17 protein-coding genes are annotated in these 25,735 nt (G+C 39.4%); 14 read left to right on the top strand and 3 right to left on the bottom strand.

Annotation, left to right across the window (positions count from 1 at the left end):
• Positions 1 to 86: 86 nt before the first annotated feature.
• The 6 genes from E1I69_RS06430 (at position 87) to E1I69_RS06405 (ending at position 7,891) form a co-directional block, all read left to right on the top strand.
• Positions 87 to 1,268 (top strand): carboxylate--amine ligase, encoded by a 1,182-nt coding sequence (locus tag E1I69_RS06430; RefSeq protein WP_136378775.1) that lies wholly within the window; start codon positions 87 to 89, stop codon positions 1,266 to 1,268.
• 39 nt (positions 1,269 to 1,307) lie between these two features.
• Positions 1,308 to 2,828 (top strand): UDP-N-acetylmuramoyl-L-alanyl-D-glutamate--2,6-diaminopimelate ligase, encoded by a 1,521-nt coding sequence (locus E1I69_RS06425; protein ID WP_136378774.1) that lies wholly within the window; start codon positions 1,308 to 1,310, stop codon positions 2,826 to 2,828.
• Positions 2,829 to 2,835: 7 nt separating this feature from the next.
• Complete coding sequence (asnB, locus tag E1I69_RS06420) at positions 2,836 to 4,683, top strand: asparagine synthase (glutamine-hydrolyzing) (protein ID WP_136378773.1); 1,848 nt, start codon at positions 2,836 to 2,838, stop codon at positions 4,681 to 4,683.
• A gap of 97 nt (positions 4,684 to 4,780) precedes the next feature.
• Complete coding sequence (locus E1I69_RS06415; protein ID WP_161974846.1) at positions 4,781 to 5,566, top strand: C39 family peptidase; 786 nt, start codon at positions 4,781 to 4,783, stop codon at positions 5,564 to 5,566.
• A 19-nt stretch (positions 5,567 to 5,585) separates the two neighbouring features.
• Complete coding sequence (locus E1I69_RS06410; RefSeq protein ID WP_136378771.1) at positions 5,586 to 6,293, top strand: aspartate/glutamate racemase family protein; 708 nt, start codon at positions 5,586 to 5,588, stop codon at positions 6,291 to 6,293.
• 290 nt (positions 6,294 to 6,583) lie between these two features.
• Positions 6,584 to 7,891: a murein hydrolase activator EnvC family protein gene (locus E1I69_RS06405; RefSeq protein ID WP_136378770.1), complete on the top strand. Its 1,308-nt coding sequence runs from the start codon at positions 6,584 to 6,586 to the stop codon at positions 7,889 to 7,891.
• A gap of 87 nt (positions 7,892 to 7,978) precedes the next feature.
• Here E1I69_RS06405 and E1I69_RS06400 read toward each other — a convergent pair whose 3' ends face one another.
• The gene (locus E1I69_RS06400; RefSeq protein WP_136378769.1) at positions 7,979 to 8,704 is read right to left on the bottom strand and encodes a Crp/Fnr family transcriptional regulator; all 726 of its coding nucleotides are present in this window, start codon (positions 8,702 to 8,704) and stop codon (positions 7,979 to 7,981) included.
• 454 nt (positions 8,705 to 9,158) lie between these two features.
• Between E1I69_RS06400 and E1I69_RS06395 the strand changes: the two genes are divergently transcribed.
• Together E1I69_RS06395 and odhB are read left to right on the top strand one after the other, a co-directional pair.
• Positions 9,159 to 11,999, top strand: coding sequence for a 2-oxoglutarate dehydrogenase E1 component (locus E1I69_RS06395; RefSeq protein ID WP_136378768.1), 2,841 nt, complete (start codon positions 9,159 to 9,161; stop codon positions 11,997 to 11,999).
• Positions 11,996 to 13,249 (top strand): 2-oxoglutarate dehydrogenase complex dihydrolipoyllysine-residue succinyltransferase, encoded by a 1,254-nt coding sequence (gene odhB / locus E1I69_RS06390; protein ID WP_136378767.1) that lies wholly within the window; start codon positions 11,996 to 11,998, stop codon positions 13,247 to 13,249. The genes E1I69_RS06395 and odhB overlap by 4 nt, the downstream gene beginning before the upstream one ends.
• Positions 13,250 to 13,368: 119 nt before the next feature.
• On the opposite strand, the gene gdhA is transcribed toward odhB, so the two are convergent.
• A complete protein-coding gene (gdhA, locus tag E1I69_RS06385; protein ID WP_136378800.1) occupies positions 13,369 to 14,748 on the bottom strand; it encodes an NADP-specific glutamate dehydrogenase in 1,380 nt (459 codons plus the stop codon).
• A gap of 233 nt (positions 14,749 to 14,981) precedes the next feature.
• Here gdhA and E1I69_RS06380 point away from each other — a divergent pair, with 233 nt between their 5' ends.
• The 4 genes from E1I69_RS06380 (at position 14,982) to E1I69_RS06365 (ending at position 19,746) form a co-directional block, all read left to right on the top strand.
• Positions 14,982 to 15,887 carry a LysR family transcriptional regulator gene (locus tag E1I69_RS06380; protein WP_136378766.1) on the top strand — a complete coding sequence of 302 codons (906 nt, stop codon included), beginning with the start codon at positions 14,982 to 14,984 and terminating at the stop codon, positions 15,885 to 15,887.
• 317 nt (positions 15,888 to 16,204) lie between these two features.
• Entirely contained in the window at positions 16,205 to 16,960 is a 756-nt protein-coding gene (locus E1I69_RS06375; RefSeq protein ID WP_136378765.1) for a DeoR/GlpR family DNA-binding transcription regulator, read from the top strand.
• Positions 16,957 to 17,868, top strand: a complete 912-nt coding sequence (gene pfkB / locus E1I69_RS06370) for a 1-phosphofructokinase (RefSeq protein WP_136378764.1) — start codon at positions 16,957 to 16,959, stop codon at positions 17,866 to 17,868. Before E1I69_RS06375 ends, pfkB begins: the two co-directional genes overlap by 4 nt.
• A gap of 15 nt (positions 17,869 to 17,883) precedes the next feature.
• The gene (locus E1I69_RS06365) at positions 17,884 to 19,746 is read left to right on the top strand and encodes a PTS fructose transporter subunit IIABC (protein ID WP_136378763.1); all 1,863 of its coding nucleotides are present in this window, start codon (positions 17,884 to 17,886) and stop codon (positions 19,744 to 19,746) included.
• Between the two features lie 41 nt (positions 19,747 to 19,787).
• Here the strand turns inward: E1I69_RS06365 and E1I69_RS06360 are convergent, their stop codons facing one another.
• Entirely contained in the window at positions 19,788 to 21,878 is a 2,091-nt protein-coding gene (locus E1I69_RS06360) for a hypothetical protein (protein ID WP_136378762.1), read from the bottom strand.
• Positions 21,879 to 22,166: 288 nt separating this feature from the next.
• Between E1I69_RS06360 and E1I69_RS06355 the strand changes: the two genes are divergently transcribed.
• Both E1I69_RS06355 and E1I69_RS06350 read left to right on the top strand, forming a co-directional pair.
• Positions 22,167 to 23,885: an ABC transporter ATP-binding protein gene (locus E1I69_RS06355; protein ID WP_136378761.1), complete on the top strand. Its 1,719-nt coding sequence runs from the start codon at positions 22,167 to 22,169 to the stop codon at positions 23,883 to 23,885.
• Between the two features lie 253 nt (positions 23,886 to 24,138).
• Positions 24,139 to 25,710: a SpoIID/LytB domain-containing protein gene (locus E1I69_RS06350; RefSeq protein ID WP_136378760.1), complete on the top strand. Its 1,572-nt coding sequence runs from the start codon at positions 24,139 to 24,141 to the stop codon at positions 25,708 to 25,710.
• Positions 25,711 to 25,735 lie beyond the last annotated feature (25 nt).

The raw sequence follows: 25,735 nt of genomic DNA, 5'->3' as shown, positions 1-25,735 counted from the left end.
CTTGAAACACCCCTTATTCTGTGTCAATATTGTAATATTAGACAAAGAGTCAAATTAGGAAAGCAAATCAAGGAGTCTGGTAACGAATGAACAATAAAGCAGTTGTTTTAGGAAACAATTATTATATAGGCTTAAGCACAATGAGATGTTTGGGTAGAGAAGGGATACATACGGTAGCCGTAGATTATTCCTATGAAAATACGTACGGAGCAGAGTCGAAATATTGCTCGGAGCGTGTAATTGCACCCCATTATCGAAAAGAAAAGGAACAATTTATTGCCTTTTTAAAGGAATATTCAAGAAAGCAAACGGCAAAACCGGTGTTAATTCCATGTCATGACTCCTATGTAGAAGTGATAGACGAATATTTAGATGAACTAAAAGAATTCTATCTCATCCCTCAAACGGAGCAAGGACTCTATACAAAAACAATGGATAAGGATGAATTACATAAATTGGCCGTAGAACACGGAGTTGCGGTACCGGAAACTGTTCATCTCGGGGAAGAAAACTTTTATGAAAAAATAGAAGAAAATATTAAATTTCCATGTTTAGTAAAACCTACTGATTCTCCTACGTTTGTATCGATTTTCCGTAGGAAGTTATTCAAGGTAAACAACCGTCAGGAATTGGATGAGGCATTACAAAAAGCAAAAGATGCGAATCAAGAAGTCATCGTCCAACGAATCATTCCTGGCTTTGATGATCATATGTATACATTTGATGCGTATTTGAATCAAGAAGCCAAAGTAACGCACTGGATGACCTGTCAGAAATACCGTCAATATCCTATCAATTTTGGTGCATCCGTGTACACTGGACAAAAGTACGTACCAGAGCTTTATGAAATTGGTTCTAAGTTTTTAGAAGCAATTGGATTCAAAGGCTTTGTAGAAATAGAATTTAAAAAGGACTCAGAGACAGGTCAGTATTACTTGATTGAATTAAATGTAAGGATTACTAATTTGAATAGTATGCTCTACAAAGTAGGACTTAATTTCCCATACATTACATATCGGGAACTAACAGGTAACCCATTACCACCAAAGGCGATTGAATATGATACAAACCTAGTCTTTTGGTATGCGTATGAAGACTTCTATGCGATAAAAGGTTATTTAAAAACGGGTCAATTAACGATGTCACAGGTTATGAAATCATTCCTTAAACCGAAGGCATATGCGATATGGGATTGGAAGGATCCGAAGCCTGCGTTTTCATATGCCGGCATCATTTCCAAAAAGCTATTAAAGAAAATAAAAAAATAGTGCTGTTAAGTTTAGGTCATTAATTTGGAGTGGATAACAATGCAATTAAAATCAATTTTACGTAATCTGGATTATACCGAAATAAAGGGAAGCCTTGATGTAGATGTGACCTCTATCGCTTATGATTCAAGGGAAGTAACAGCGAACGGTGTTTTTGTTGCCATTTCTGGATTCACAGTTGATGGACATGATTATATTGAAAATGCCATAATGAAAGGCGCAGCTGTCATTATAGTTGAAAGAGATATATGGGTTGAGGACTATGTGACAATCATCAAGGTTTCGGATACAAGATTAGCATTAGCTAGGTTATCTGCTAACTTTTATGATAATCCTACTGAAAAATTAAATTTGATTGGGATTACAGGGACGAATGGGAAAACATCAACAACCTATTTTGTGAAATCGATCTTTGAACAGGCAAAAAAAACCATTGGTCTGATTGGAACAATGGGTACTATAATAAACAATAGACATTTTGAAAATAAAAATACGACTCCAGAATCGTTAAATTTACAGGGCATTTTTTCAAAAATGGTAGATGAAGGTATTGAAGATTGCATCATGGAAGTTTCCTCTCACGCTTTAGACTTAAATCGTGTCGCCTATTGTGATTTTAATACGGCTATCTTTACGAATTTAACGCCTGATCACTTAGAACTTCATAAAAATATGGAAGAATATTTTAACGCGAAAGCAAAGCTTTTTGATTTAGCTCAGGAACATTTAGTGATAAATGTAGACGATCCATATGGAAGAAGACTTATCGATAGGGCAAAGGACTCGAACAAATCCATTCTTACATATGGTATCAATCAGAAAGCAGATATTTACCCAACGGATCTTCATTTTTATGCAGATTACAGTACGTATCAATTAAATACTCCAACTGGTTCAGTGAACATAAGGGTCAATATACCTGGGGTCATTTATGTTTATAATAGTTTAGCAGCTATCGCTTCCGCGTATGCAAATCAGATTTCTTTGGAAGACATTAAAGAAGGAATAAATGATGTAAAAGGAATAAGAGGAAGGCTTGAGGTCATCTACCAAGATAAAGGTAGAAAGGTCGTTGTCGATTTTGCTCACACAGAAGATGGTTTGGAAAAAGCACTCTCCACTTTAAGACCTTATACGAAAGGAAGACTGATTGTAGTCTTTGGTGTGTATGCAGCACCTGGAAAAGATGGAAGTGCTAAAAGAAGAGCGATGGGAAAAGTTGCAGCTACATATGCTGATTTATCGATTGTCACCTCAGATAATCCAAAGGAACAAGATCCAAATGTGATCGCGAAAGAAATCGTAGAATCCATGAATGAGGTAGACGGCAAATATCATGTAGAAATTGATCGTAGAGAAGCGATTAAATATGCAATTGAAAACAGTCAAGAGGGAGACGTTATCCTTCTAGCTGGAAAAGGCCATGAAACTGCACAAGTAATTGGCAACAAGGAAATTCCGTTTAATGAAAAAGAAATTGTGAACGAACTACTAGCTAATATACGAAAAAACAAACTCAAATTACAGTCAACTAGAAAATTTATAAAAATAAAAAGGTGATAAAACTATGTGTGGTTTCGTTGGTTTTGCTGATTCAAAGCTTGAAATAGATAAAGTACAAGTAATAAATGATATGATGGACACCATTATTCATAGAGGTCCTGATAGTGGCAACTATTTTTCTGATGATCAAGCAACCTTAGGCTTTCGCCGCCTAAGCATTATTGATTTATCTGAAGAAGGGAACCAGCCTATGCTCAATGAAGATGGTAGCTGTGTTTTAGTTTTCAATGGTGAAATCTACAACTATCAAGAGCTTCGCGAGGATCTTATTGAAAAAGGGCATATTTTTAAATGTGATTCTGACAGTGAAGTTGTCGTTCATGCATATGAGGAATATGGAGTGGACCTTTTACAAAAGGTTCGTGGGATGTTTGCATTTGCGATTTGGGATAAGAACAATGAGTCCATGTTTTTAGCACGTGATTTCTTTGGGATAAAGCCTTTATACTATACGCAAAATACAACAGATAACTCTCTTATCTTCGGATCTGAAATTAAGTCATTTTTAAAACAGCCAGCTTTTAAGAAGGAGTTAAATAAAGATGCGATCAAGCCTTATTTAACTTTCCAATATTCAGTGCTTGATGAGACCTTTTTCAAAGGTGTCTATAAATTAAAGCCTGGTCATTACATGCTCTACAAAAAAGGAAATATCGAAATCAAGCCTTATTGGGATATTGATTTTAACGCCGATGATAAAGGGCTTGACCATTATATTGAAGAAATTAACAATACCTTAAAGGAATCGGTCAATTACCATAAAATTAGTGATGTAAAGGTTGGTTCCTTCCTTTCAGGTGGGGTTGATTCAAGTTATATCACGGCTTTATTAATGCCAAATAAAACATTTTCTGTAGGATTCCAGGATCACGAGGGAATCTTCAATGAAACGAACTTAGCAAAGGATTTATCCGATATCCTTGAAATTGAGAACTATAAAGAATTGATGACGGCAGATCAGGCGTTTGAAATGCTGCCTACTATCCAATATCACATGGATGAGCCGCAATCAAACCTATCATCCGTTCCATTATACTTTTTATCAAAATTAGCAAGTGAGCACGTAACGGTTGTTCTTTCTGGTGAAGGGGCAGATGAAATTTTTGGTGGCTATGCATGGTACCAAAAGTCTGGAAAGCTAGAAAAATACGAAAAGATTCCATATGGAATTCGACGTATGATTTCCGGAATCAGTGCTGCGCTACCGCAAAATAAAATCACGAACTTCCTTGTAAAGGGTGGCCAACCGGTTGAGGAAAAATTCATCGGTCAAGCTAGAATATTTGAGGAAGAAGATGCTCGAAAAGTCCTAAAAGATGAATATCAAACAGGCCCTTCTGTACAAAATATTACGAAAAAAGTATATGATAAGGTTAAGGGGAAAGATGATGTTACAAAAATGCAATATCTTGACCTGAAGCTTTGGCTGCCAGGGGATATCCTCTTAAAAGCAGACAAAATGAGTATGGCACACTCCATTGAATTACGGGTACCATTTTTAGATAAAGAAGTCATGTCAATGGCTTCTCACATCCCTAGTGATTTACGTGTGAATGATATTGATACCAAATATGCTCTTCGTGCTGCATCAGAAAAAGTGCTACCTGAGGAATGGGCAAAGCGCGAAAAAGTAGGATTCCCAGTTCCAATGAGACACTGGCTCCGTGAAGAGAAATACTACAACATTGTAAAAGAAATGTTCGAATCCGATATTGCAAAAGAATTCTTCCAAACAGAAGAACTTATGAGATACCTTAATGATCATTACCAAGGAAAACATAACTACGCAAGAAACATCTATACGGTTTATGTATTCCTTGTATGGTATAAGAAATTTTTCGTCGAGTTATAAAATCAGTTTTTTCACATATAAATGGTTTCTAGTAATTGTCTAACTTTATTTCAGCAGAAGGAACCCACGTTAAGAGTGGGGGGAGGGGCAGATAGAAGTGAAAAAAATAGTAACGGGATTATTATTTTTGAATCTCATATGTGTCATTTATTTATTAGTGAATGTTGAAACCGTTAAGGGAATTGCTAGAAGTGTGATTTCTGGAACTGATGGTGTGTTTTCTGGGCTTACAACTGTGTATGCCCAGGAGGCGAATCCATATCGAGAAGTATTGAATGGTAAAATTGAGGTATTTATTCCGGTTGAAAAGGTACTCCAGTTACCGGAATTACCGAACGGCTGTGAAATTACTTCGTTAACTTCTATTTTAAATTTTAATGGCTATAACGTTTCTAAATTAGACCTGGCTGATAACTATTTGCCGAAGGAGCCTTTTAAAACGGTCAACAATGTATTGTATGGACCAGATCCGAGTAAGGCATATGCCGGAAACCCACGGCAATGGAGTGGATTCTTTTCCTACGCGCCCCCGATTGTAAAGGCAGCTCAAGCTTACATAGATGAGGTAGGAGCCAAGTTAGAACCAGTAGACTTAAGTGGGAGTTCTCGTGAGGAAATCATGATGGAACTTGAAGAGGGGAACCCTGTAGTGATTTGGGTAACTTTAGACTTAACTGAGAAAAAAGTGAATTATTCTTGGAATATTAATGACACAAACACAGAGTTCAATGCACCGACAAATTTACACTCAGTTGTCCTAAATGGCTATATAGGTGACAAGGTGCATGTTATGGATCCATTGCAAGGACAAATCACCTATGAGGCAGATGCATTTTTTGCAAGCTATGAGGACTTAGGGAGTCATGCAATGACAGTAAAGTAATTAGGAAATAGGTGTTAACATGGAGCAAAAATCATTAGGTATTATTGGTGGCATGGGTCCAAAGGCAACCTCTGTTTTCTTTGATAAAATTGTTAATCGAACAGATGCTCATAAGGACCAAGACCATCTCAATATGGTCATACTTAATCATGCATCCCTTCCAGACCGAACCCATGCCATTCTTACAAATACAGGTGAAACGTTCTTAAACGACGTCAAACAGGATTTCAAGCTGCTAGAAGCAGCAGGGGTCGCAAACATTGCCATTCCTTGTAACACTTCTCATTATTTTTACGATGAGCTGCAAAAGATGACAAAGATCCCGATTATCAACATGGTCGAAGAGACCATTAAGGATATCCATGAAAGGTTTGGGGAAGGTACGAGGATTGGTATTCTTGCGACAAATGGGACAATTCAGAGCGGAATCTATGCGGATGTTTGTAAAAAGTATAACCTAACTCTTCATGCCCCGAATGATAGCTTACAAGAAAAGGTTATGGATATTATTTATAATAATGTCAAAAGTGACCTTGACGTTGATTCGAGTGAGCTTGAAGAATTGATCATGCATCTTGTTGAAAAAGAAAAGTGCAAAATAGTCATTTTGGCGTGTACGGAATTATCTTGTATAAAATTAAATAATCATGCTGCGAAGTATAGTATTGACGCAATGAATGTACTAGTGGAAAGATCCATATTACGCTCTGGCAAACGTCTTAAATAAATGTTCGGAGAATGATAGGAAACTCGTCTAATAAGGCGAGTTTTTTTATTTTGAGATACAGTCAGTGCGTCTCTTTTGTTTGTCGAAAAATCTTTCCTGAATCCAGTGTTTTCAATAGAATGTGAAATATATTTGTAATATTACTTTGACGTTTTAAGACAAATTTTTATGTTATAATACAAAACATGAGAATATATAGCAAAATATGATAGATGTGGTGAAAGAAGAATATGTTTATCACACATTAAAATGATAGATTGCTAGGTTGGTAGAAGGGGGATGCTATTTCGTTGAAGCGCAAACTTCTAATGGTTGGAGTAGGTATATCAATAGGACTCGGAAGTTTATTGACGGCCATGCCTAATACTGCATTAGCGATTCAAAAAAATGAACAGCTAGAAAATGAAAAGAAAGAAGTTCAGGAAAAGAAATCTGAGCTAGAGTCTGAAATTACTCAAAAAGAAGAAAAAATTGGCGAAATTAAACAACAAAAAGTCGGTGTTGAACAGGAAATTAAACGACTTGATGCTGCCGTAAGTGAAACGCGCAGTAAAATTGATGGTACAAAAGCACAAATTCAAGAAACGAAAGAAGAAATTGAACGACTAGAAGCAGAAATGAAGATTCTTGAGGAACGTATTCACAAGCGGGACGAGCTTATTAAAGAGCGGATGCGCAGCCTCCAGCAAAGTGGTGGAGTGGTTAGTTATGTAGACGTGTTGCTCGGTGCCAAAAGCTTTAACGATTTTATAAATCGGGTAAGCGCGGTATCTACGTTCGTACAAGCTGACCGTGAAATCATGAAGGAGCATGAATCAGACATTAAACAACTTGAAGAAAACAAAGAAGAAGTTAAAACTTTGCTTGCGCAGCAGGAAGATCAGTTGAAGGAACTTGATCGGTTAGAAGTCCAGCTACAGGGTCAAATTCAAGAACAAAATAAAGTAATGGCCCAATTAGAGGTTGAGGAGCAAAAGATGCACGAGGAGCTCCATGCATTGGAGGATGTCGGAGAGTTATTAGCCTCACAGGAAAAGGCGATCCAGATGGAAATCAACGCGTGGAACCAAAAGCAAAAAGAGCTCGAGGAGCAGCGAAGAAAAGCTGAGGAAGAGCGGAAAAAAGCGGAAGCGGAAGGGACTACACCGCCTCCACCGCCACCTCCTGTTGTGAACAATGGGGCATTTATAAACCCGACAACAGGGCGTTTAACTTCGCGTTTTGAAATGCGTTGGGGAAAAATGCACTTTGGGATTGATATTGGAAAAGGTGGTCGTGTAGGAAATGTTCCAATCTATGCAGCAGCAAGCGGCACGATTACACGATCCCGTCTAGAAAGTAGTTATGGAAATGTCATTATGATTACCCACTATATCAATGGACGGCAAATGACTACTGTCTATGCACATTTAGATCAACGTTTTGTTAGTCAGTATGACCGAGTAGAACAAGGTCAATTGATTGGCTACATGGGAAATACAGGTGACTCAACGGGACCACATCTTCATTTTGAAATCTATGACGGACCATATAGTCCAACCCAATACAGTGGAGGGCACTCAAACGCAGTCAACCCACTTCTATATGTGTCATATTAATGGTGTAAAAGCGCTCGGCCAAAATGGTCGGGCGTTTTATTTTGCGACAAAAAAACACCCCACATTTTCGAATGTGGGGCTACACCTTTATAATGTTTTTGCCTTCTTTTTTAAGCCCTCAAGATCAAGGATATGAATATTCCTTTGACCATTTACCTCAATGAGGTTTTCTGAAATGAACTTAACAAATTTCCGGCTGATGGTTTCAGGCGTTGTACCAATTAGAGAAGCCAAAACCTTTTTTGTAATAGGAAGCTTAAAACGACCATCTTTGGAGCGAACTCGGTCATTGAATAAAAGGAGGACACTTGCTAACCGTTGCTCGACCTCCATTAAGCTTAGTAAACTCATCCACTCGTCGGCTTGATAAATTCTTTCGTTTAATGCCCGCATGAATCGAAGTGCCATTTTATGATTGCGTTCTAATGTATTGAAAAAATCTTGTTTCTGAATGGTATAGATAACGGTGTCACTAATCGCAACCGCATTTGCATAATGATTTTCTGATTGAAGCATTGCAGACTGTCCAAAAAAGTCGTCAGGGAATAAGAGGCGAACAATTTGTTCCTTTCCGTCCTCTGCCACTTTTGTGATTTTAATAATGCCCTCCCCAATAATATAGAGAGTGTCAGAAGGGTCACCTTCTCTAAAAATCACATCCCCCTTGTGATAATCACGAATCTGAACGACCTTTTGTAAAAGATTCATTTCCTCCTCATTTAAACCTTGAAAAATAGGTACGTGACAAATATAGCTTGGATCATGTGGACTGCTAATCATACAGAACACTTTTTCTCCTTTCAAAATGCCCATAAAATGCGGACTCCTGTTGTACTTTAGTTTACCTACCCTGTTCGAAGTCTAAACGGTCTTTTGGTTCTAAAAGTGTAAATCAATCAACAACTTTTCTAACGGTTTCTTTACTTCAAGTGGAATATTGTACTACAATAGAGACTTCACTTTATGTTATTCCAAATCATATATTTTTCTTTAGCAAAATTCCTTTGAAAACTTGATTTATATCAAGGAAACTTTCTGCTTTCAACTATAAGATAAGGATAACATATTTAATCAGAATTATGACTATATAATGACTCTTATTTTGCCTGTTTTTCTGGCTTTTTTCTGGAAAATTCCAATGTAAGCATTTTACTAGAAATTAACTGGTAATGGGGTATAGTATGGGTAGACGTCATAGTTCTATAAAATAAAAATTTGTCTATTAAGTATTACAAAGTATGAATGTAATATGGAGGCTAACAACAAAATGGATAACCAACAAAGGAAAAATGTGTGGGAGTCATTCTATGGCCCAAATATGGGGTATGTCTTTGACATGTATGAAAAATACAAGAATGATCCAAGTTCAGTAGACCCTTCTGTGAAAGCGCTTTTCGAAGAACTTGGTCCACCACCAGCAGATGAGCAAGAAACAACAGCAGAATTAGTAAGTGGGGGGATCTCACCGAAGACAATCAAGACGATTACATCTGGAAGTAAATTAATCAAAAACATTCGTGCATATGGGCATTTAGCAGCTGATATCTATCCGCTTCGCACTAGACCGAAGCCAGATACAAGCTTTTTAGAGCCTAGTTATTACAACCTCACGAAAGAAGAATTAATGGATATTCCAGCGACATATATTTGGGAGGAAGCTCCTCCATCCGTTCAAACCGGTTGGGATGCCTATGAACATTTAAAAGCTGTTTATACGCAAACCATTGCTTATGAATTTGGACATGTTGATGCTGAAGATGAGAGACAATGGTTAAGACAGCAGGTTGAAATCAATGGAATCGGGTTAAAGCTTACTGCTGACGAAAAGAAACAACTTGCAGAGCGTCTCATGAATGTGGATGGCTTTGAGAAGTTCTTACACAAAACATTCGTTGGTCAAAAGCGCTTCTCAATCGAAGGATTGGATATGCTTGTACCAATGCTGGAACGCTTAATTCAAGAAGGCAGTAGTGATGGCACCGACAATATTATGATCGGTATGGCTCACCGCGGCCGATTAAATGTGTTGGCACATGTCCTTCACAAGCCATATGAACTGATTTTCTCCGAGTTCCATCATTCACCAAACAAAGATTTAATTCCATCTGAAGGTTCAAGAGGGATTAACTATGGGTGGTCTGGAGATGTGAAATATCACTTGGGAGCTGATCGAAAGTTTAAAGGCCCTAAGGAACATGTAACTCGTATTAATCTTGCGAACAATCCAAGTCACCTAGAGTTCGTTAACCCTGTTGTATTAGGACTTACCCGTGCTGCACAGGACAACACTAGAAAAGCTGGATACCCTGTTCAAGATAAGCAAAGTGCAATTAGTGTCCTTATACATGGTGACGCGGCTTTCCCTGGTGAAGGTGTAGTAGCTGAAACATTAAACTTAAGCAGATTGAAAGGCTATGAAACTGGCGGAACGGTTCATATCATTGCCAATAATATGGTTGGATTCACAACCAATAATACAGATTCTCGTTCAACACGTTTTGCGAGTGACCTTGCAAAAGGATATGAAATTCCGATTTTGCGTGTTAATGCAGATGACCCTGAAGCATGTCTTTCCGCGATTCATTTTGCTTATGAATACCGTAAGCGTTTTGAAAAAGATATTTTAATTGACTTAGTTGGATACAGACGTTTTGGTCACAACGAAATGGATGACCCAAGTGTAACGCAGCCATTATTGTACAAGAAAATTGCAAATCACCCTGTTATTGCTGATAAATATGGTAATGAACTTGTTGCCGGGAACGTGATGACAGCCGAGGAACTTGTAGAAAAACGTGAAGAATTCATGCAAAGTCTTCAAGCCATTTATGATGATTTTGTCGAAAATGAAGAGCGTGTGAAGCCTAAGAAGCCAAAAGCTTTATCTGCTATTCCGGAATTCGATACGACAGTAGATGCTGAGCTATTACGTAGTATGAATAAGGGATTACTACAATGGCCACAATCTTTATCTGTGTATCCAAAGCTTGAGCGTATTTTAAAGCGCCGCGAAAATGCTCTGGATGAAGACAATAAAGTAGACTGGGCATTGGCAGAAACACTAGCATTCGGATCTGTTCTTGCAGAAGGAAAAACAGTTCGCTTAACGGGTCAGGATAGTGAAAGAGGAACATTTGCCCATCGTCATGTGGCATTAAATGACTATGAAACTAATGAAAAATATATCCCATTACACAATATCCCAGAAGCTAAAGCTTCATTCTCCATCTATAACAGCCCATTATCTGAAACTGCTGTTCTTGGATTTGAGTATGGGTATAGTGTTCAAGATGAGAATGCGCTTGTCCTTTGGGAAGCACAGTTTGGTGACTTTGTGAACGTAGCTCAGCCAATTATTGACCAATTCATTTCTTCAGGTCATGCGAAATGGGGACAAAAATCAGGTCTTGTGATGCTTTTACCACATGGATATGAAGGACAAGGTCCAGAGCACTCAAGTGGTAGAGTGGAGCGATTCTTAAATGCAGCTGGTGAAAACAACTGGATTGTGGCGAACGTAACTAGTGCTTCTCAATACTTCCATTTATTAAGAAGACAATCCTTGCTTACTTCAACCGAAGAAGCAAGACCATTGATTGTGATGACACCAAAGAGTCTGCTACGTCATCCGCAAACAGCTTCGTCGCTAGCAGATTTAACCCATGGAAGCTTCAAGCCATTACTTGAGCAACCAGGAATGGGAACTGAGAAAGAGAAAGTGACACGCTTAATACTTTGTACGGGTAAAGTAGCAATTGACCTAGCAACAGAAGCGGCTAACTTACCTGCTGAACTAGCAGACAGCTTGCATATTGCGAGAGTGGAACAACTGTATCCATTCCCTAAGAAAGAAGTAGAGGAATTAGTTAGTCAGTATCCAAATCTTAAAGAGGTTGTTTGGGTTCAAGAAGAGCCTAAGAATATGGGAGCATGGCCAGCTCTACACTCAGTATTAATGGACGTTTTATCTGAATACATTAAAGTAGATTATATTGGTAGACCGAAGCGTTCAAGTCCAGCAACGGGCGACCCAGATATTCATAAACAAGAACAAGCTTGGATCATGCAAGATGCATTGCATATAGACAAAGGAGGGAATCAGCAATGATCGAAATTAAAGTACCGGAATTAGCTGAGTCCATTACAGAAGGAACAATTGTTGAATGGTTAAAAAAAGAAGGCGAACTCGTTAACAAAGGTGAGTCAATCGCTGAACTTGAAACTGACAAAGTAAATGTTGAAATTAACAGTGAATATACAGGTGTTATTAAGGAATTCTTGTTCCAACCAGGCGATAATGTCGAAGTAGGTCAAGTGATTGCAAAGCTTGATGAAAATGGATCTGAAGCAAGTGCTCCGGCGCAAGAAGCAGCACCAGCTGAAGAGCCTAAAGCGGCAGCACCAGCACCAGAAGAAAAACAAGAGCCAGTTGCAGCTGAAACTGCAGAAGAAAAAGGCAAGCAAGCTATTGCTTCACCTGCAGCTAGAAAAAGAGCAAGAGAGCTTGGTATTGACTTAAATGAAGTTCCATACAAAGATCCACTTGGTCGCGTTCGCGTTGAAGGAGTAGAAGCTTATAAGCAAGCACAAGCAACTCCAGCACCAGCTGCTGCGGCAAAACAGCCTGCAGCAGCACCAGTAGTAAATGACGACCCACGTGTAGAACGTATTAAAATGTCTAGACGTCGTCAAACCATTGCAAAACGTCTTGTTGAAGCACAGCATACTGCTGCGATGCTAACAACATTTAACGAAGTAGATATGACAGCTGTGATGGATGTAAGAGCTCGTCGCAAAGATGCTTTCCTTAAAAAGCATGGCGTCAAACTTGGGTTCATGTCCTTCTTTACGAAAGCTGTTATCGGTGCATTAAAGGCATATCCATTTGTTAACGCTGAAATCCAAGGCAACGAGATTCTTCTTAAAAAGTTCTACGATATCGGCATTGCTGTTTCTGCAGAAGAAGGGTTAGTTGTACCAGTTGTACGTAATGCTGATACATTAAGCTTTGCAGGGATTGAAAGTGAAATTGCTCGCCTAGCAGAAAAAGCAAGAAACAACCAACTAGGTTTAAGTGACTTACAAGGTGGTACATTCACAATTACAAACGGTGGTACATTCGGTTCTCTAAATTCAACTCCGATTATTAACGCACCACAGGTTGGTATTTTAGGAATGCACAAAATCCAAAGACGTCCAGTAGTTGTAGATAATAAAGACACTGTTGAAGTACGTCCGATGATGTATGTGGCCTTGTCTTATGACCACCGAATTATCGATGGTAAGGATGCTGTAGGATTCCTTGTGAAAGTAAAAGAACTATTAGAAGACCCAGAAGACTTGTTATTAGAGGGTTGATAATGAAAATTAAGGCACATGCTCCAATTAGTGGGGTATGTGCTCTTTGCTTTAGGGGGAAAACAAAAAACGCTGCTTTCCATTATAGGAAAACAGCGTTTTATATGTTTATCTTTATATTAGATGACACCGTGAGCGATCATCGCGTCAGCTACTTTTAAGAAGCCAGCGATATTTGCTCCATATACAAGGTTTCCTGGATGACCGTATTCTTCAGCAGCATCCATGCTGTTGCGATAGATAGAAGCCATGATATCTTGTAGCTTGCTGTCCACTTCTTCGAATGACCAAGAAAGTCTCATGCTGTTTTGTGACATTTCAAGAGCAGAAACCGCAACCCCGCCAGCATTAACAGCTTTCGCAGGTCCAAAGAGAACACCACTTTCAAGGAATAAATCAATTGCTTCCAATGTAGAAGGCATGTTGGCACCTTCACCAACAGCTTTCACTCCATTTGAAATAAGAGTTTGAGCAGAATCGCTATCAATCTCATTTTGTGTGGCACATGGTAATGCAATATCACAAGGAATCGACCAAATACCTGTGCAGCCCTCAACATATTCTGCTTCTGGGTGCTCTACCACATACTCTTTAATACGTTTGCGTTCTACTTCTTTGATACGTTTGATTGTTTCTAGATTTAAGCCATTCTCATCGTAAATATAGCCGTTTGAATCACTACATGCCACAACCTTGGCACCAAGCTGTTCTGCTTTTTCAATGGCATAGATTGATACATTACCGGATCCTGATACGACTACTGTGCTTCCTTCGAAACAAAGACCTTGTTCTTTCAACATTTCTTCTACAAAATAGACAGTGCCGTAACCTGTTGCTTCAGTACGAACTAAGCTACCACCGTACCCAAGACCTTTTCCAGTAAGGACACCTGCCTCAAAGCCACCGCGAAGTTTTTTGTATTGTCCAAACATATAGCCAACTTCCCTTGCTCCTACTCCGATATCTCCAGCTGGAACGTCAACGTCCGGTCCAATATGTCTGCTTAGTTCTGTCATAAAACTTTGTGTAAAGCGCATGATTTCGTTTTCTGACTTTCCTTTCGGGTCAAAATCAGAACCACCTTTACCGCCACCAATTGGTAAGCCTGTTAAGGAGTTTTTCAGGATTTGCTCAAAGCCGAGGAACTTAATGATACTTGCATTTACGGAAGGGTGGAAACGCAATCCGCCTTTGTATGGTCCAAGTGCACTGTTAAACTGAACACGATAGCCACGATTCACATGTATTTGGCCTTGATCATCAACCCAAGGTACTCGGAATGTAATCATTCTTTCCGGTTCAACTAGTCTTTCTAGTATGGCGTGCTTCATGTATTTTGGATTTTTAGCAAATACAGGTACAAGCGAAAGGAAAATTTCTTTCACTGCCTGGTGAAACTCAGGTTCGTGAGGATTTCTCTTCTTAACCTCCTCATATACTTTGTTCATATAATCGGTTGCTTGTTTTAACTCTGGTACAGGAATAGACTGTTCGATCATAGCCATCGTGTACATTCACCCTTTCTTTGCTATATATTTTTTTAAGGAAGTTCAAAAAGAAAAGTGAATTTTCATCTTCCTTTTTTTGACAAACCCATCATTTAAAATCAACGGGACAAATTTTTATCTGTAAATTCTTGATATTAATCATTGTATAATGAATAATTAATCTAAACAATATTAATAAAAGATATAAACGATGCCGAAATGAGATGAATCGAGGAGGAAACACAGTGGAACTCAGACAACTCACCTATTTTATTGAAGTTGCTAAGCGAGAACATGTAACAGAAGCGGCAAATTCCATGCATATTGCCCAATCAGCGGTTAGTAGACAATTATTTAATCTGGAGTCCGAATTAGGCGTGGACTTATTTATACGAGATGGACGAAATGTGAAACTTACACCGATTGGAAGAGTTTTTTTAGATCATGTTGAGCAGGCATTGAATGTATTGGATAATGCTAGACGTGAGATTGAAGAATATTTAGACCCAGAACGTGGAACGATTCGAATAGGATTTCCAAGTAGTTTGGCTGCTCATACGTTACCAACGGTTGTATCTGCATTTCGGGACAAGCATCCTAAAGTGAAGTTTTCATTGTCACAAGGGAATTATTATTCGTTAGTCGAGCGGGTTAAAACCGGTGAAATTGATATGGCGTTGCTTGGACCTGTACCGAACCAGGAAAAGAAACTGATTGGAACAACTTTGTTTACCGATAGAATGGTAGCGCTATTGCATCGCTCACACCCACTGTCATCAAATAAGTCGTTAAGTCTAAGTCAGTTAAAGGAAGAGCAATTTGTGTTATTTCCAAATGGGTTTGTGTTACGAGATATTATCGTAAAAGCATGTAATCAACTCGGTTTTCAACCGACTGTTTCATTCGAAGGTGAAGATATCGATGCAATCAAGGGATTAGTATCAGCAGGATTGGGGATTACCATCATACCGGAAGTAACCTTGATTGAAAATATTCCGCATTCGACTGTAAAACTCCCAGTTGTACACCCAGAAGTAACCCGTTCAGTAGGTGTTATTATTCCCAGAGAGAGAAAATTGCTCCCAACGGAACAACTTTTTTATGACTTTTTAAAGGACTATTTCTCATTTTTAGACAAATTCCAATATTAACCCTCGTTGTATTTCCTCGGAAATAGGGGAGGATTGTCGATTATTGGGGAGCCGAGTAAAAGCTCCCTAAAGTTTGTTGTCGAGTCCTCACAAATAGCCCTCACTTGAATCGCTTCATCTGCTCATGATATGACTCAACAAGACAAAAAATATCCGGTTATTTCGGCGGATTATTAAGTATCCCAGCTTTAAGCTTTTTTGTGGGAAAAAGGAAATAATTACACATGGTTGAATTTGATTGAAAATGAATGTTTTTGATTGATTTATAAAAAAGGCTTCAATATAATGAGAGTACAATCCATTAAGGAAGTGACATGATGTTAACTCCAGAAAGACATCAGCTTATCTTATCCTTATTAAAGGAACAGAGTGTAGTGAAACTACATGAGTTGGTTGAAAGAACAAATTCTTCGGAATCAACCATTCGTCGTGATTTAGTCCAGCTTGAACAAGAAAATCAATTGAAAAGGGTTCACGGTGGAGCTGCTCTTATTCATAGAAATCGAACAGAGCCGAGTTATAAAGAAAAAACAGCAAAGAATATAAAAGAAAAAATAGCGATCGCTAAATTTGCTTCTCAGCTCATTCAAGAGGGCGACTCCATTTTTCTAGATGCAGGGACAACTACACAGGAACTCATCCCGTTTCTTGACCAAGAGGGACTTACAGTAGTAACGAATGGTGTACATTTAATTGAGCCATTGCTTGAAAAAGGAATTGCAACCTATCTGATTGGTGGGATTATTAAACCACAAACAAAAGCCATGATCGGGAGTAGAGCATTATCGAGCTTAAACCTGTATCGGTTTGATAAATGCTTTTTAGGGGTAAATGGGATTGATTTGAAATACGGTTTTACAACTCCGGATCCTGAAGAAGCCCTGATTAAACAAACAGCAATGGGCTTGGCGAAGAAAAGTTTCATTTTAGCAGATCACTCAAAATTCAATGAGGTTTCATTTTCAAAAGTTTCTTCATTTAAAGATGCTGTTTTAATCACAGATGATGGATTAACAAAAAAAGAACTTACATCCTATCAGGAACATATCAACATAAAGGTTGTGACAACATGATTTACACAGTTACATTAAACCCCTCCATCGACTATTTTATTGAGTTGGATGATTTTAAGGTAGGAGAACTAAATCGCATTAAAAATGATCGGAAAAGCCCTGGAGGAAAAGGGATAAACGTTTCAATGGTGTTGAAAAATGTCGGAATTAGTAGCGTTGCCTTAGGGTTTGTTGGCGGTTTCACAGGGAAATTTATAGTCGATACGTTAACGGAAAAGAACATCCAGACAGACTTTGTCCCCGTTGAAGGGGATACAAGAATTAATGTAAAGCTTCATTCAACTATCGAAACAGAGCTAAATGGAGCTGGTCCGAAAATTTCATCTGACGAGCTTGAGCAACTTTTTGAAAAGGTTAATCAGCTTCAAAAAGGGGATGTGTTGGTACTTGCAGGTAGTATTCCGTCATCATTGCCGTCTACATTGTACCAGCAAATCGCGAGCAACTTAAAGGACAAGGAAGTTAAAGTTGTCGTTGATGCTACAAAAGACTTATTAGTCGGAGTCCTTCCGTATAAGCCATTTTTAATCAAACCTAATCATCACGAACTTGGTGAAATTTTTGATGTTGAGATAAAAAATGCAGAAGAAGCCATACCATATGGGAAAAAGCTCATTGAAATGGGAGCGGAGCACGTCATCGTTTCGATGGCAGACAAGGGTAGTTTGCTCTTTGTAGGAAACGAAGTCTACTCTGCAAATATTCCAGATGGAAAGTTTATAAACTCGATTGGTGCTGGAGACTCTGTCGTGGCAGGTTTTATTGCATCGTATTCAAAAAATCAAAACGCAACTAAAAGCTTTCACTTTGGGGCAACGGCAGGAAGTGCAACGGCCTATTTAGAAGGATTAGCAACAGAAGAGAAGATAAATACATTACTTTCACAAGTACAAGTGAAGAAGTTATAGAAAGGAACATGCAGCATGAGAATTACGGATCTGTTGAAGAAAGATACGATTATTATCGAACTTTCTTCTTCTTCGAAAGCCGAGGTCATCGACGAATTGGTCTCAAAACTTGATGAAGCTGGACGACTTCAAGATAGAGAACAATACAAACAAGCGATTTTAACAAGGGAAAGCCAAAGTACAACAGGAATTGGCGAGGGAATTGCCATTCCGCATGCGAAGACAGCTGCGGTGAAAACACCAGCGATTGCGTTTGGACGTTCGACAATCGGAATTGATTATGAAGCATTAGATGGACAGCCAAGTCATTTATTTTTCATGATTGCCGCAAGTGAAGGGGCAAATAACGCGCATCTTGAAACATTATCAAGCTTGTCTTCATTGTTAATGGACGTTGGTTTTCGTGAAAAGTTAATGAAAGTACAAACTCCGGATGAACTCATTCAACTGATTAATGAAAAAGAAAGGGAGTCGGAGGTAGAAGAAGCGCCAATCGAGAAAAAAGAAGGACAGAAGAAGGTTTTAGCGGTAACAGCTTGTCCAACTGGAATTGCTCATACGTATATGGCTGCAGACGCATTAAAAGCGAAGGCAAAAGAGATGAACATTGATTTTAAGGTTGAAACCAATGGTTCAACAGGTGTGAAGAATGCACTTACCCAGGAAGATATTGATGAAGCAGTTGCGATTATCGTTGCTGCCGATAAACAAGTGGAAATGGCTCGTTTTAATGGAAAAAAAGTCATTCAGGTTCCTGTTGCTCAAGGGATTCGCATACCGGAAGAGTTGTTAACAAAAGCCGTTAACCAGGACGCGCCAATCTACCATGCCGAACAAACAACGAAGCAAAAAGCGGAAGGTGGAGAAAAAAGCGGCTTCTATAAGCACTTAATGAATGGTGTTTCCAACATGCTTCCGTTCGTAGTGGGTGGCGGTTTGTTGATTGCCATTTCATTTATATTTGGAATCAATGCCTCAGACCCTACTGACCCATCTTATAACCCGATTGCTGGCGCTTTGATGACAATCGGAAGTGCCAATGCTTTTCAATTAATGATTCCTGTATTAGCAGGTTTTATTGCAATGAGTATTGCTGATCGGCCAGGATTAGCACCAGGTATGATTGGTGGTTTAATGGAGACAACGGGTGGAGCAGGATTTTTAGGCGGACTTATTGCTGGATTCCTCGCTGGTTATGTTGTGCTCTTAGTGAAAAAAGTTGTTTCAGGCTTACCTTCGTCATTTGAAGGACTTAAGCCGGTATTGATCTATCCGTTCTTTGGAATTTTAATTACAGGTGCAGTTATGTATGTTCTAGTAGGTCCGTTAAAATTTGTTATGGATGGCTTGACTGCTTGGCTTGAAGGATTAGGAACCGGTAACTTAATCGTACTTGGATTAATTTTAGGTGGAATGATGTCGATTGATATGGGTGGGCCTATCAATAAAGCGGCATTTACCTTTGGTATTGCCATGATTGACGCTGGAAACTACGCACCACACGCGGCAATTATGGCAGGTGGTATGACCCCACCCCTTGGACTCGCCTTAGCAACTACATTATTTAAAAATAAGTTTACAAAACAAGAACGTGAGGCTGGAAAAACGGCTTATTTCATGGGAGCTTCATTTATTACAGAAGGTGCCATCCCATTTGCAGCAGCCGACCCAGGACGTGTCATCCCATCAGCTGTGATTGGATCTGCAATAACTGGTGCACTTACCATGCTGTTTGGAATTGGGTTGCCTGCTCCTCACGGAGGAATTTTTGTCATTCCGTTTGTGACAGGTAGCTGGATGTTATATGTACTTGCGATTATCATTGGTACAATTGTGACAGCACTGTTAGTTGGATTCTTAAAGAAGCCGATTAAATAAGGATATATACCCCGTGCTAAAGTGAGCACGGGGTTATTTTTTTATGAGAGTGAAATAGGGTCATAGGTGATTACTTGATTAGTTTGGAGCAATTCATTTTTAACAGTGTCCGGGGTGAGAATGAGATGTCCGAGGTTATTTTCGGTTTCAATAATGGGACCTTGGTTTGTTGATAGATACCTGATTTTTTCTTTCCATGTAAAATTGGCAGGACAAGGCTCCTTTCTTTTTTGCTTTACGATATCGTAGGTGTCATCACAATATCGATTGATTTCTTTGTTCCTTCGTTTAGCTGCATTGATAGTGACAATTGCTTTCATTAATCCGCCTTGCATGCCTGAAAAGCTCATATTGTTTAGTGGACTGCTTGTAAATTGATAGATACATAAGGTTTCGTTGCTATTGAATTCAACATTGGTTTTAACAGCAGATGCGTAATGGACATCACCTGATAAAATAAAGCAATGACTAGGTTTCCACTCCTTAATCTGGTGTAGGAGTTCACTAAAACCCTCTCCGTTGTATTTCCATGATTCAAAATCGAATGCTGTTGTGACCGGGATTTCCATTGTTTTTAATGGATAAATATATTGATTGAGAAAAGACTCAATTAAGCCAATTCCATAGACGGGTGTTGGAGAAATAACTAAAAGTGATTCACCGTTTTTCCAACCACTTGCGTACAAACTTTCTGTCGTTTTCTGCCAGCCTTGTTCACCGATAAGCTGTGGAGGACGCTCTTTTTCTTTGATATTTCGACCAAGGGAAACAGGAAGTGGGGAAGGATCGTATTTTCTTTGTGTCCGTGTATCAAGAAAGATTGAAGTAGGGTTTGTCGGTGCGACAAAATGCCATTCATCAAAGTTCCAAAGTAATTCCTCCCATGCTTTATGGGAATGTGAAGAAGTATCATAGGTTTTACTATATTTCCACATTTCCCGAAGAAAAGATGGGGCAAATTGGTCAGGGTCATTTCCCCAAGCTTGAAACAACCAGTAAGCCATAAGCCCGTTGGCGATCACATGTCTTCCAAGCTTCGATTGGTATACGCTACTCTTCCAATGATGGCTAATATTCCAATCGTCTGTGATATCATGGTCATCAAAAATCATATAAGTCGGAATGTTGGCTAGTAATCTTCTCACCTTTGAAAGAGCTTGATATGTTTCCTTCACATCGGCCACATGCTCTTTATATTCTTTTTTGTAAATCTTCTCTTCTCTTTTTCGTTTGTTTTTCTTCTTTTTTTCGTAAATAAAGTAAATCTGATTCTTCTTGGTGGCTTCTTTAAATGTAGGGAAATGCTCACTGTCTACATAAGCATTCCAAAGCTCAGGTGACCAAGATAGTAAATATAAGGATGCATATTCACCAAATGTCATCGCATGATTACGTGAATGCGAGGAGGTGAATTTACAAAAACGCTCCATAATATATTGTCTCCCACGAGTTTGGAAGATTGATTTTTTAAAAGGTTTCTCGTTAAGACGAGGCTCGATTTCAGTAAGCTTTTCACCTTTTCCAATAAGGTTTTTACCGGCTTTCACCATGATAGGAAAAACCGGGTCTGGCACATCATCTGCATAAATTTGGTCACCCATTAGAAATAAGGTGCTAGGGCGTTTCTCGAGGTCAAGGAAATTCTTTTCAATCGTTTCGTCTCCTTGAACAAGGGCATCCTCCCCTTTACCGTGGAGCTTACGACATGAACCATATAGAAGATTCGTCTGTTCCTGGCAGGGGTCCGGAATAAAAAAGCTCGGTAATGGAAGGTCTCCATACGTTATAGAATGTGGTTGATCTTTCCCTAAGAGACCGAAATCCTGTAGGCCTAGAATGTCATTATTCTTTTGAAAAAGGATATTATACCCAAGTAGTGTGTCTGCTGGAAATTGAGTTTCATGTGGTATCAGTTTGATTAGGCTGATATAAAGTTGTTTACCCGCACGAAATGTGGTCGTTTCAGAATCACAATTGATTTCATGGTACGAACTAGTTGTACCCTCTTTATTTTCAAATTGGTACAGCTTTGCCCCAAGTTTGTATCGTTTGCTTAAAGCAATCCAAATATAGATATGAGAAGGCTCAACACGGCGCAGAATTGGCCCCGATAAAATCGTTGGAATATCCACTTGGCTATTCAGGGACCGTGGGGACGGTTCTTGTGGTTCAGGAAAGTACTTATTATTGGGGAGGAGGAAATGACCGTGAGAAAGGTCTTAAGGTACACGCCGAGAGAAAAAGCGTGAGATTATGTGACGCAAGTAGGGCCTAGAGGTACATGCAGAGAGAAAAAGTGTGAGAGCATGTACCTCAACCTCAACCTCAAAACTAATATTTCGACCATCAAAATAATTTGTCAAGTTCACGTGTAACAGCTTATAATTCGAAATAGGTATATGTCATAAGGAGAGAATAAGATGATTCAACGTTTTTTTACATATTACAAGCCGCACCGGACGCTATTTTTAATCGACTTCAGCTGTGCGGTAATTGTGGCGATTTTAGAACTTGCCTTTCCGCTTGCGGTGCAGTGGTTCATTGATTCACTACTGCCAAGCAGAAACTGGTCAGCAATTGCGTGGGTGAGTATTGGGCTTTTAGTTTTATACGTAGTTAGTTCAGGATTGCAATTTATCGTGGGCTATTGGGGTCATAAGCTTGGAATTAACATTGAAACAGATATGCGTCAGCAGCTGTTCCAGCATGTCCAACGACAATCGTTTCGCTTTTTTGATAACACAAAAACAGGTCATATTATGAGTCGGATTACAAATGATTTGTTCGATATTGGGGAGCTTGCCCACCATGGTCCAGAGGATTTATTCATTGCCATCATGACCTTTGTCGGGGCATTTTGGATTATGCTAACGATTAATGTGAAGCTAGCCTTAATCGCAATCATTGTTGTGCCATTTTTAATTTGGCTCATTGCTTTTTCGAATGTCCGTATGAATCGTGCGTGGAAAGCGATGTATAGCAATATCGCTGATGTTAATGCGCGGGTAGAGGACAGTGTTGCAGGGGCACGAGTGGTCCAGTCCTTCACAAATGAAGAATTTGAAATTTCAAGGTTTAAGGTAGACAATTGTAAATTCCGCCGCTCTAAGCTAGGTGCTTACAAGGTTATGGGATCAACTTCAGCAGGGATCTACCTCATGACACGTTTGTTTGTGCTTATCGTGTTAGTTGTCGGTGCATGGCTGAGTTTTAATGGAGACCTGACTTACGGGGAACTCGTTGGGTTTGTCCTTTACGTTAATGTGCTTTTTAAGCCAATTGATAAAATAAGTGCTTTATTAGAGCTTTATCCAAAGGGTATGGCAGGCTTCAAACGATTTACAGAGCTTCTCGATATGGAGCCAGAGGTAGAGGATGCAAAGGATGCCATAGCGGTTCCATCCCTTCGTGGCGACATCGTGTTTAATCATGTCACTTTTGGCTATGATGAAAAGCAGGGTCCTGTTCTAAAGGATATCCATCTTAAGGTTCATGCAGGTGAAACGGTCGCGTTTGTTGGTCCGTCTGGAGCAGGGAAAACAACCATTTGTTCCTTAATTCCACGTTTCTACGATGTGGATGGAGGTTCCATTTCTATTGATGGAATCGATATTCGAAAAATGACAAAGCAATCGTTGCGGTCACAAATCGGAATTGTGCAGCAAGATGTTTTCCTGTTTACAGGAACATTGAAGGAAAATATTGCGTACGGGATGCTTGGGGCAACGGACGAACAAATTGAAGAAGCGGCAAGACGTGCCCATTTAGAAGACTTTATCGCTGGTCTACCCGATGGGTACGAAACACAGGTTGGAGAAAGGGGACTAAAGCTTTCAGGTGGTCAAAAACAAAGGATTGCGATTGCCCGGATGTTCTTAAAAAATCCGCCGATCTTAATTTTAGATGAAGCTACTTCAGCACTAGATACAGAAACCGAACAAATTATCCAAAAGGCGCTAACAGAGCTTTCGAAAAATCGCACAACCCTTGTCATCGCTCACCGTCTGGCAACTATTCGTAATGCAGACCGCATTGTAGTGGTAACGGAGGATGGTATAGCCGAACAAGGCGGTCATGATGAGCTGCTTGAAAAGGGTGGCATCTTCGCGAATCTGCATCAAGTTCAATATCAATCTTAATGGCCAGGAAATCCTGGTCATTTTTTATTGACTAGGTCAATGGACATAAGAAAATTTCAGCCAAAATGCGGTTCATTCCCATAAAAAGAAGAGAAGAAAAAAGAATCATGTCGTTTTCTATCTAAAGATAGAAAGCTAGTAAAATATACGGTTGAAATTAAATTTCGAAAAATAGTAAAATAGTATGAAAGGTAATTTCATTCCCCTACCGAACTATTCTATATAACGAGAAATTAGTAGGGGGGAATCGTAAGTGAAGAAATTTTTAAAACTATTTTTTGTGTTTGCTATTGTTAGCATTTTATCGCTACAAGGGAATTGGAACAATCTAGCAGAAGCAAGTGAGGGAGAAGAACCAACGATTCGCATCGGGGTTATGCCTTCTGAGGAGTTACTTACAGTAGGGGGAGTCGGTAGCTTTGATATCACAGACAAAGTAACTGGCGAAATCCTTTCAACAGGATCTAACGATGAAGTACAAGTCGAATTAGCAGGATCATCCGTTGTTAAGACAAACTACCGATTACAGGTTGCGTTTTCAACGAGCAATGCTTATATTGCTGATTGGTTGCAACGAGCCGAATCATATGGGTATCCAACATATATCGAGGAATACAATAATGGTTGGAGATTATTGATAGGAGAGTTTCCATCAGATGCATCATTTTCAGTGAGAAATGCTTTTAAAAATGAAATCATCTCCAAAGGTTTAGGTGCAAGCGATGCTTATTGGCGACTCATTACGACTGTTGAAGGGGAGTCCACAATCAAGGTTTCTGATGGTGAAACAGCAAAAACAACGACTAACCCCATTCAAGTCATTTCAAGTGATTTAGTTACAATTAACGGAAAAAAATACAGAGGTATAGCGGAGGTTGGTTTTAACAGTTCTGGGGCACTTGCAGGAATCAATGAACTTCCAATTGAGGAGTATTTATATGGCGTAGTACCACGTGAGCTGCCACCTGTTCCATATGGTGAATTAGAAGCACAAAAATCACAGGCGATTGCGGCTAGAACCTATGCCTTATCCAATATGGGGAAGAGAGGCAAGGATGGCTATGACCTTCTTCCGACAACATCTGACCAAGTGTATGGCGGTTTTGAAGCTGAACACCCCATCTCAAATGGTGCAGTTGATGGCACACGAGGAATTGTCGCAACGTATGAAGGTAAATTAATCACGGCTGTCTTTAACTCTACTAGCGGGGGATTCTCAGCAAATAATGAAGATGTGTGGAGTTCAGACCCTGTTCCTTACCTAAGAGGGGTGCCTGATGCACAAAGAGGGAAGGCGTTCGAGCATGTTCCATCGCTGGAGGTCTTTAAAAACCACAGCAATTCTAAGTCCTTACGAGCAGCAAAAGAAGGAGATTTTGAAGCGGATTGGTCGAAATACCATCGCTGGAATTTTGAATGGACGGCAGAGGAAATCAGCGATGTGTTAAGCACGTCATATAATATAGAAGTAGGTAAGGTATATGAAATTAATGTGAATGAGCGCTCAAGCTCAGGCCGCGTGCTCGAAATTGAGTTTGTTACAGAAAATGGTACTTTTTATGAATACAAAGACCGAATTCGTACGACGTTAAAATACATTAATGCAAGTGGTAACCAGGCCTCACTTTTAAGTACTTTGTTCCATATTGAGCCGGTGAAAGACCAAAATAAAGAAATTGTAGGCTTTAAAGTATACGGTGGTGGCTGGGGTCATGGTGTCGGCTTGTCACAAACAGGTGCAGTCGGTATGGCTGAAAAAGGCGCAACTTTTGAGGAAATCCTTAAGCACTATTACCAAGGGATCGATCTAGAGGACAGATACTAAAAAGAAGACTCGTGCAACACGATTG

This window comes from Bacillus timonensis, from assembly GCF_004799755.1.
Lineage (GTDB): Bacteria > Bacillota > Bacilli > Bacillales > Bacillaceae_L > Ferdinandcohnia > Ferdinandcohnia timonensis_A.
Note: the sequence above shows the minus strand (reverse complement) of the source record. Positions and strands in the feature narration are given on the sequence as shown.

Excerpts from the sequence above, each read along its gene's own strand:
- E1I69_RS06425 (WP_136378774.1), top strand. The coding sequence starts at position 1,308 with ATGCAATTAAAATCAATTTTACGTAATCTGGATTATACCGAAATAAAG.
- odhB (WP_136378767.1), top strand. The coding sequence starts at position 11,996 with ATGATCGAAATTAAAGTACCGGAATTAGCTGAGTCCATTACAGAAGGA.
- E1I69_RS06410 (WP_136378771.1), top strand. The coding sequence starts at position 5,586 with ATGGAGCAAAAATCATTAGGTATTATTGGTGGCATGGGTCCAAAGGCA.
- pfkB (WP_136378764.1), top strand. The coding sequence starts at position 16,957 with ATGATTTACACAGTTACATTAAACCCCTCCATCGACTATTTTATTGAG.
- gdhA (WP_136378800.1), bottom strand. The coding sequence starts at position 14,748 with ATGATCGAACAGTCTATTCCTGTACCAGAGTTAAAACAAGCAACCGAT.
- E1I69_RS06375 (WP_136378765.1), top strand. The coding sequence starts at position 16,205 with ATGTTAACTCCAGAAAGACATCAGCTTATCTTATCCTTATTAAAGGAA.
- E1I69_RS06365 (WP_136378763.1), top strand. The coding sequence starts at position 17,884 with ATGAGAATTACGGATCTGTTGAAGAAAGATACGATTATTATCGAACTT.
- E1I69_RS06430 (WP_136378775.1), top strand. The coding sequence starts at position 87 with ATGAACAATAAAGCAGTTGTTTTAGGAAACAATTATTATATAGGCTTA.
- asnB (WP_136378773.1), top strand. The coding sequence starts at position 2,836 with ATGTGTGGTTTCGTTGGTTTTGCTGATTCAAAGCTTGAAATAGATAAA.
- E1I69_RS06355 (WP_136378761.1), top strand. The coding sequence starts at position 22,167 with ATGATTCAACGTTTTTTTACATATTACAAGCCGCACCGGACGCTATTT.
- E1I69_RS06400 (WP_136378769.1), bottom strand. The coding sequence starts at position 8,704 with ATGGGCATTTTGAAAGGAGAAAAAGTGTTCTGTATGATTAGCAGTCCA.
- E1I69_RS06395 (WP_136378768.1), top strand. The coding sequence starts at position 9,159 with ATGGATAACCAACAAAGGAAAAATGTGTGGGAGTCATTCTATGGCCCA.